Origin of the sequence: Pseudomonas sp. HMWF021 (genome assembly GCF_003061005.1) — a bacterium.
Lineage (GTDB): Bacteria > Pseudomonadota > Gammaproteobacteria > Pseudomonadales > Pseudomonadaceae > Aquipseudomonas.
In genome coordinates, this window is record NZ_QAIK01000047.1 from 1 (window position 1) to 7,627 (window position 7,627).

Annotated in this window: 10 protein-coding genes; 5 read left to right on the plus strand and 5 right to left on the minus strand. The window is 61.9% G+C overall.

What is annotated here, in order from left to right:
- Positions 1-160 precede the first annotated feature (160 nt).
- A complete protein-coding gene (gene thpR / locus DBR18_RS06135) occupies positions 161-700 on the minus strand; it encodes an RNA 2',3'-cyclic phosphodiesterase (protein ID WP_108589662.1) in 540 nt (179 codons plus the stop codon).
- 105 nt (positions 701-805) lie between these two features.
- On the opposite strand from thpR, the gene DBR18_RS06140 reads away from it, so the two are divergent.
- Positions 806-1,000: a hypothetical protein gene (locus DBR18_RS06140; protein ID WP_108589663.1), complete on the plus strand. Its 195-nt coding sequence runs from the start codon at positions 806-808 to the stop codon at positions 998-1,000.
- Between the two features lie 692 nt (positions 1,001-1,692).
- On the opposite strand, the gene DBR18_RS06145 is transcribed toward DBR18_RS06140, so the two are convergent.
- On the minus strand, positions 1,693-2,046 hold the full coding sequence (locus DBR18_RS06145; protein WP_108589664.1) for a DUF1428 domain-containing protein: 354 nt from the start codon (positions 2,044-2,046) through the stop codon (positions 1,693-1,695).
- 2 nt (positions 2,047-2,048) lie between these two features.
- A complete protein-coding gene (locus DBR18_RS06150; protein ID WP_108589665.1) occupies positions 2,049-3,128 on the minus strand; it encodes a hypothetical protein in 1,080 nt (359 codons plus the stop codon).
- 370 nt (positions 3,129-3,498) lie between these two features.
- On the opposite strand from DBR18_RS06150, the gene DBR18_RS06155 reads away from it, so the two are divergent.
- Entirely contained in the window at positions 3,499-3,771 is a 273-nt protein-coding gene (locus DBR18_RS06155) for a hypothetical protein (protein WP_108589666.1), read from the plus strand.
- Between the two features lie 45 nt (positions 3,772-3,816).
- Here DBR18_RS06155 and DBR18_RS06160 read toward each other — a convergent pair whose 3' ends face one another.
- Together DBR18_RS06160 and DBR18_RS28225 are read right to left on the minus strand one after the other, a co-directional pair.
- Positions 3,817-4,023, minus strand: a complete 207-nt coding sequence (locus DBR18_RS06160) for a hypothetical protein (protein WP_081755234.1) — start codon at positions 4,021-4,023, stop codon at positions 3,817-3,819.
- A gap of 10 nt (positions 4,024-4,033) precedes the next feature.
- On the minus strand, positions 4,034-4,195 hold the full coding sequence (locus DBR18_RS28225) for a hypothetical protein (protein ID WP_158275041.1): 162 nt from the start codon (positions 4,193-4,195) through the stop codon (positions 4,034-4,036).
- A gap of 68 nt (positions 4,196-4,263) precedes the next feature.
- On the opposite strand from DBR18_RS28225, the gene DBR18_RS06165 reads away from it, so the two are divergent.
- From DBR18_RS06165 to DBR18_RS06175, 3 genes are all read left to right on the plus strand, one after another.
- A complete protein-coding gene (locus tag DBR18_RS06165) occupies positions 4,264-6,018 on the plus strand; it encodes an L-lactate permease (RefSeq protein WP_108589667.1) in 1,755 nt (584 codons plus the stop codon).
- Between the two features lie 275 nt (positions 6,019-6,293).
- Positions 6,294-6,917 carry an aldehyde dehydrogenase iron-sulfur subunit PaoA gene (gene paoA, locus DBR18_RS06170; protein ID WP_108589668.1) on the plus strand — a complete coding sequence of 208 codons (624 nt, stop codon included), beginning with the start codon at positions 6,294-6,296 and terminating at the stop codon, positions 6,915-6,917.
- The coding region (locus DBR18_RS06175) for a xanthine dehydrogenase family protein subunit M (protein WP_256588575.1) at positions 6,914-7,627 on the plus strand (714 nt) is incomplete at its 3' end. The genes paoA and DBR18_RS06175, both read left to right, overlap by 4 nt.

A 7,627-nucleotide genomic window follows, 5' to 3' on the forward strand; every position in this document is an offset into this window, starting at 1 on the left:
TCAAAAGATCGCAGCCTGCGGCAGCTCCTACAGGGGGATGTGGCGTAGTTTCCCGTTCACGCAGCGCCTTACCACCGCTGCACCCTGCAATGAACGGCCTCACCTGGCTCCCTCGGCTCAGGTGAATTTCAGGCGCCCTCGGGCGCCTTTTTTTCTGCGCTCAATTCAGTGGCCAATCCTGCAGAATCCGGTAGCGACCCTTGTGCGATTCGAACAGGGCGAAGCGCTCGGCACGCAGGAAGAATTCCGGCGGCGTGGCGGATTCCGGTTCCGCTGCGCGGTAGTCCCGGGCCAGGGTCAGGTGCGGGCGAAATTCGCGCGGTGATTCTTCGAAACCGAACGGCAGCATCGCCTGTTCCAGCGCATACACCAGACGCAACAAGGCCGGCGGGGCCTGCTCGGGCGCCAGAGACAGAATCCCGGCCCGATGCCAGACCTGCAGCCGATCCAGCGCAATCCGCAACGGCTCACCCGGCGTACGCACTTTGCCGGCGGCCTCGCAGACTTCATGGATCTGCGCCAGCGGCACGGCGCCGAGGAACAACAGCGTCAGATGAAAGTTATCCGCCGGCACCGGCTTACCAGTGCGCAAGCCCAGATCGCCGCGCCATCGGGCTATAGCCTTGCGTTGCGGTGGCGGACAGTCAAGGGCGAAAAACAGTCGCTTGAACGGTTCATCCCTGCGCGCATCATCGGTCATGGCCCTGCTCCTTCGCTGGTCGAACGGCCGATTCTACACAGCCTTCTCTGACGACTCGCGACAGCCGGCTATAGTTCAAGGATTGCCATCGAACCGGAGGCCGCCATGCGCGAGATCCTCAGCAAAGAACCGTGGTGGGCCAGGCCACCCAACCCCGGGCAGGATGAAACCGAACTGGAATGGGGCTGGCTGGTGCATTACAGCGAAGGTGAACCTCGATTCGAATTCGTCCGCGAACGGCCGACGGACGAAGAAATTCGCCACCGCAAAAGCTGCCGGATCACGCCCTCTCCAGAGTGACCACAATTTCCTGTAGGAGTGAGCCTGCTCGCGATGGCGGTGGGTCAGCCATGAAGATATTGGCTGTGCTGGCCTCTTCGCGGGCAAGCCCGCTCCCACAGGGTTTCGCAGGATGACGACAATCGCGGGCACGGCACAGCTCCAAGGTGGGAGTGAGCCTGCTCGCGAAAGCGGTGGGTCAGCCATGAAGATATTGGCTGTGCCGGCCTCTTCGCGGGCAAGCCCGCTCCCACAGGGTTTCGCAGGATGACGACAATCGTGGGCACGCCACAGCCCCAAGGTGGGAGCGAGCCTGCTCGCGAAAGCGGTGGGTCAGCAAAAGAGATATTGGCTGTGCTGGCCTCTTCGCGGGCAAGCCCGCTCCCACAGGGTTTCGCAGGATGACGACAATCGCGGGCACGGCACAGCTCCAAGGTGGGAGTGAGCCTGCTCGCGAAAGCGGTGGGTCAGCAATGAAGATATTGGCTGCGCCGGCCTCTTCGCGGGCAAGCCCGCTCCCACAGGGTTTCGCAGGATGATGACAATCGCGGGCACGGCACAGCTCGCTCCCACAGTTTTATGGCGTATGGATAATCGCGGCATCTCAGCAGAACCTGTGGGAGCGTGGCTTGCCCGCGAAGAGGCCGGCACATTTTGCAAACCCGTTGACTGAAACTCCGCCATCGCGAGCAGGCTCACTCCTACAGGCCATATCAGGGTTCAAGAATGTTTTTGAAGCCGCCAAAGATCATGCGCTGACCATCAAACCCCATCGGGTTGACGTCCGGTTGCATGCGCGGGTCTTCCATCATTTTGGCCATGCCGGCATCACGGGTGGCCTTGTCGGGCCAGATCAGCCAGCCGGCCGAAACCGTCTCGCCCTCCTTGAGTTTTACGGCCATCGGAAATGACGTGACCTTGCCCTCCGGCACGTCATCGCCCCAGCACTGAATCACCTCCTTCGCTCCGTATTCCTTGAACAGTTTCGCGGCGATCTCACAGTGTTTTTTGTACTGCTCGCGGTTGGCATTCGGCACAGGCGCGACAAAGATATCGATGTAAGACATGTTCATTCTCCTTGTACGTTGGGTTCGATCTGCCGGGTAGTCGATTGCGGCGGCGGCCATTCGACACGATTCACACCCAGCCCGACCGACGGTTGCTCTGCACCGCCAAGGCTGCCCTCGACTTGTCCGGCGATATGCAGCGTACCGGCCATGACCCCGGTAGTCGGGTTCTGCAGCAGTTTCGCCCAGGCCTTGTCGAACGTGCTGCCCAGACTGCTGCGAATCAGCGCTTCGCTGTCAGGCCGGTCATTAGCCTGGATGATTGCGCGGATGCCCGCCACGCCGATCGAGATCACCCCGCCGACCAACTTGCCCGCCGCAGCCGCCACCGCACTGGCCGCTCCGCGCGGGGCCATTTCCGCTTCCATCCGCTGGCTGGCGCGCTTGGCTACGGGGGCCATGCCGGCATCGGTCGAGGCAATCCCCTTGCTGCCGCCCTCGGTGTGGATCTTGTCGATCAGTGCGGCATACGCCGGCAAGGTGTTCAGCGGCTCGGTGCTGATGACCTGATACAGCGACGCATCCCGCGCCGGCGGCGGCCCGAGGGCAATCGCCGGGACTTTCTGCAAACGCCCGTTGAGCTGTGCAACCGGCACGCCATAACGCTGGGCGATGAGCGGCATCTGCTGGGCCATCAGTTGTGCATAGAACGCCGTGGCCTGCCCGAGGATCGCGTCCGGATCGATCTCCACCGCCACCGGCGCCAGCACCCTTTCCTGATATTGCTCAAGCAGATAGCTCGCCAGGCGCTTGGCCGATGCGTCCTGTTCGCCACCGGCGCTGATCGTGTACCAGCTGACCTTCATCGACAGCCATTCCTGGGTCCAGTAGCTGCTGAACCACGGAATGAAATTTTCTTCAGTTTGCTGATAGACGCGAGTGCGCCAATGTTCCATCGAACCCCGGGCAAATACTTTGACTTGCTCGGTGGATTGTTGCGAGGCGCTGACGATGTCGCGGTCGATCTGCTGCCAGGTCGCCGGTGACACCACCACGGCCGGCTGCGCCACCGGGCCCCGGGCCGAGGTGGCGCAGCCAGCCAGCAGACACAATGCGGCGACGACCAGCGCACGCAGGTTCACGGTGGTGAGGTCCTTGAATGGAGGAAAACAGCATTGAGTATAGGTGTGTCAGTTTCCGAGGATGTTGGCTGTACCGACGCCATCGCTGGCAAGCCAGCTCCCACAGAGCCCTTCTGTGAACATCAATCCATTGAGCACCCGAAAAACCTGTGGGAGCTGGCTTGGCAGCTCCATGGAAAACTTCAGTGGCCATGAATCCAGTGAACACCCGAAAACCTGTGGGAGCTGGCTTGCCAGCGATGAGGCCAGTAAATCCATCACATCTCAACCATCAACGCCGTCGATATTCACCATCGCCACGATTGCCTTCCGCCCGCCGCCCGGCAAAGGCACGATTGACCCATCCGAGACGCAACGAGGAGTAACCATCATGATTCGCACCATCACCCTCTCCGTGAGCTTCCCGGTGTTCGGCAGCAACTACTACGACCAGCAAGTCGTCTCGCGCAAGACCCAGGCGCTGCTGTTCAACGAAGATTTCGACGATGTACTGATGCCCGCCGCAAGCAATCACTTCAGCAATGAAGTGGTCGGCATCAACGATCAGTTCCGTTTTCTGAGCGACATACTCGCCACCCATTTGCTGGATCTCGAGGCCACCGCGCCTGCGCAAACCAGCGTCCGGGCGAGCGCTCATTTTTAATCGGCGAGGGCGTTCCCGTTGCGGGAACGCCCTTTTGATTTCTACTCAGTCATCGTCGCGATCACGATAGTAACGACGCCCGTCACGACGACCATCGTCGCGGTCATCCCAACGCCGGTCGTGGTCGTCATAGCGCCCATGATCACGGTCGTAATGCCGTCCGTGGCGATGATCATCATCAAAGTCCGCCACACAGCCAGCCAGCAAAACAGCGGCGGATATTGTCAACAGCAAAGTTGTTGCACGCTTCATTCAAACTTCCCTAAACCAAGGTCTTGACCACGGAACGGCTGTCACTGCCCGCGCCTTCAGGACGCAGTGCGCGCAGCCGCTGATACGACCGGACAAACGGACTTTGATTCACTGCCTGGGCACGACCGTTGATCGGCCCGCCGCCGGCATCCGGGCAGCGGCGAAATGCCACCTATACTGCTGCTTAGCGACTCCCACGCAACGGATCTGCGCCTCGATAACAACAAGCAGAGGTGGACCATGGTCTGGCAGCAAATCTACGACCCGTTCGGCAACCCGCTGATCTCCACGCTCATGGCCGCAGTGCCGGTGGTGGTGATGCTCGCGGCGCTGGCGTTCTTTCACGTCAAGGCGCATCTGGCTGCGCTGCTCGCTCTCGCTTCGGCGTTGCTGATTTCGATCTTCGCCTTCGGCATGCCGGCGAGCATGGCCGGCTCGGCGGCGTTGTTCGGCGCGGCCAATGGCTTGCTGCCGATCGGCTGGATCGTGCTCAACATCATCTTTCTGCACCGCCTGACCACCGAGAACGGCTCGTTCAAAGTGCTGCAGGACTCCCTGGCGCGGATCACCGATGACCGGCGTTTGCAGTTGCTGCTGATCGCGTTCTGCTTCGGTGCGTTTTTCGAAGGCGCGGCCGGTTTCGGTACGCCAGTGGCGGTGACCGGGGCGATTCTGATCGGCCTCGGTTTTTCGCCGTTGGCCGCCTCCGGTCTGGCGTTGATTGCCAACACCGCCCCGGTGGCGTTCGGCGCGCTCGGCACGCCGATCATCACCCTGGCCAAGGTCACCGGGCTGGACGAGATGGAGCTGTCGATGATGGTCGGTCGGCAGTTGCCGTTTTTCTCGGTGCTGGTGCCGTTCTGGCTGATCTGGGCGTTTGCCGGGTGGCGCAAGATGCTGGAGATCTGGCCGGCGATTCTGGTGGCCGGGGTCAGCTTCGCGGTGCCGCAATTCCTCGTGTCGAACTTCCACGGGCCGATGCTGGTGGACGTGATCGCCGCGCTGATTTCCATGGCCTGCCTGACCCTGTTCCTGCGGGTCTGGAAACCGGCGACGGTGTACACCTCGGCCGCCCTCTCGGGTCGCGTCGACAACTCCCGGGTCGAGGAAGAAAAAGTCACCGCCAGCGCCACCTTCAGCGATCAGGCGCGCCCGGCGGTGATGCGCGCGTGGATGCCGTGGATCATCCTCACCGTGTTCGTGTTTGCCTGGGGCACCCAGGGCTTCAAGAACATTTTCGACGTGCGCCCGGCGCTGGACCCGGTAACCCATTCGGTGAAACTCGATGCGCAAGGCAAACCGCTGAATGAGGCCAATCCGATTTTCTCGCCGGCGCTGACCTTCACCACCCTGCACCTGCAAGTGCAGAAAGTCCCGCCCGTAGTGCCGGCGCCGAAAGCCGAAGAAGCGATCTACAAGTTCACCTGGTTCACCGCCACCGGCAGCGGCATTCTGCTGGCGGCGATTGTCGGCGGGCTGCTGATGGGCTATTCGATCCCGCAACTGATCAAGCAATACCTGCGCACCCTGTGGGTGGTACGGTTTTCGCTGATCACCATTGCGGCGATGCTGGCGCTGGGGTTTCTCACGCGTTATTCCGGGCTGGACGCCACCATGGGCCTGGCGTTTGCCGCGACGGGGGTGTTCTACCCGATGTTCGGCACTTTGCTCGGCTGGCTCGGCGTGGCATTGACTGGCTCGGACACAGCCTCGAACGTGCTGTTCGGCGGGCTGCAACGGGTGACCTCGGAACAGCTCGGCATCAGCCCGGTGCTGATGGCAGCGGCCAACAGTTCCGGCGGAGTGATGGGCAAAATGGTCGATGCGCAATCGATCGTGGTCGCCTCCACCGCGACCCGCTGGTATGGGCATGAGGGCGAGATTCTGCGCTACGTGTTCTTCCACTCGATTGTGCTGGCCATCCTGGTGGGCGGGCTGGTGACGTTGCAGGCGTATGTGGCGCCATTTACGCACATGGTGGTTGGCGGGCATTGAACACAATCCCTGGGAGCGGGCTTGCCCGCGATGGCGGTGTGTCATTTAAGCAATGCTGACTGACACGACCCCATCGCTGGCAAGCCAGCTCCCACAAGGTCAAGCGTCGCCCAGCTCATTAATGAATCCTGCGCATAACTCTATAGCGCAGATCCGCAAAAACCTTTTCCCCTCCGCGCAGGTCATTCCAAGAACGAGACCGGTAAACATGCCGGCGCGCCCCTATGGGCCCTTCAATCCCTGCCGTCCTGATTAAGCCAGAGAGGAATCGAAGCATGACGATTTCCCGACGAAGATTCCTGATCCTCGGCGCGGTGACCGCCGCCGCGTTTGCAATGCCCCCCTTCATCAGCCTCAAGGCCTACGCGGCCAGTCTGGAGCAACCCGCCATGGCCAAACTGACGATCAACGTCAACGGTAAACCCCAAGCCCTTGAGGTCGACAACCGCACCACCCTGCTCGACGCCCTGCGCGAACACTTGCACCTGACCGGCAGCAAAAAAGGCTGCGACCACGGCCAGTGCGGTGCCTGCACCGTCATCGCCGACGGCCGCCGAATCAACGCCTGCCTGACGCTGGCGGTCATGCACGAGGGCAGCGAGATCACCACCATCGAAGGCCTCGGCATGCCCGACAATTTGCACCCGATGCAGGCCGCGTTCATCAAGCACGATGGTTACCAGTGCGGCTATTGCACGCCGGGGCAGATTTGCTCGGCGGTGGCGGTGCTCAAGGAAATCCGCGAGGGCATTCCCAGCCACGCCAGCCCGAGCCTGACCGAAGCGCCGCAACTGATTGCCAGCGAATTCCAGGAACGCATGAGCGGCAACATCTGCCGCTGCGGCGCCTACTCCAACATCATCGAAGCCATCACTGAAGTCGCGCAGGTGCCAGCATGAGAGCGTTCAATTACAGCCGCGCCGACTCCCCCGCCGCAGCCGCAACGCTGGCGGCGCAGGTCGAAGGCGCGAAGTTCATCGCCGGTGGCACCAACCTGCTGGACCTGATGAAACTCGACATCGAAACCCCGCTGCACCTGATCGACGTCAACCACCTGGGTCTTGATCAGATCGAAGCCACACCAGAAGGGGGGTTGCGCATCGGCGCGCTGGTGCGCAACACCGATCTGGCCGCCGACAGCCGCGTGCGCAAGGATTACGCGTTGCTCTCCCGCGCCCTGCTCGCCGGCGCTTCCGGGCAGTTGCGCAACATGGCGAGCACCGCCGGCAACCTGCTGCAACGCACTCGTTGTCCGTACTTCTATGACGTCAATCAGGCGTGCAACAAACGCCAGCCCGGCAGTGGTTGCGCGGCGATTGGCGGAGTCAGTCGGCAACTGGGGCTGATCGGCGTCAGCGATGCGTGCATCGCCACCCATCCCAGCGACATGGCGATTGCGATGCGCGCCCTCGATGCGCAGATAGAAACGGTCAAACCCGATGGCAGCACGCGCAGCATTGCCATCGCCGATTTCCATCAGCTCCCCGGTAACACGCCGAATATCGAAACCAGCCTCACGCCCGGCGAGTTCATTACGGCGGTGACGCTGCCCGCGCCAGTCGGTGGCACGCACATTTACCACAAGGTGCGCGATCGCTCGTCGTATGCC

Coding starts and splice junctions, on each gene's coding strand:
- thpR (WP_108589662.1), bottom strand. CDS start 700: ATGACCGATGATGCGCGCAGGGATGAACCGTTCAAGCGACTGTTTTTC.
- DBR18_RS06140 (WP_108589663.1), top strand. CDS start 806: ATGCGCGAGATCCTCAGCAAAGAACCGTGGTGGGCCAGGCCACCCAAC.
- DBR18_RS06145 (WP_108589664.1), bottom strand. CDS start 2,046: ATGTCTTACATCGATATCTTTGTCGCGCCTGTGCCGAATGCCAACCGC.
- DBR18_RS06155 (WP_108589666.1), top strand. CDS start 3,499: ATGATTCGCACCATCACCCTCTCCGTGAGCTTCCCGGTGTTCGGCAGC.
- DBR18_RS06160 (WP_081755234.1), bottom strand. CDS start 4,023: ATGAAGCGTGCAACAACTTTGCTGTTGACAATATCCGCCGCTGTTTTG.
- DBR18_RS06165 (WP_108589667.1), top strand. CDS start 4,264: ATGGTCTGGCAGCAAATCTACGACCCGTTCGGCAACCCGCTGATCTCC.
- paoA (WP_108589668.1), top strand. CDS start 6,294: ATGACGATTTCCCGACGAAGATTCCTGATCCTCGGCGCGGTGACCGCC.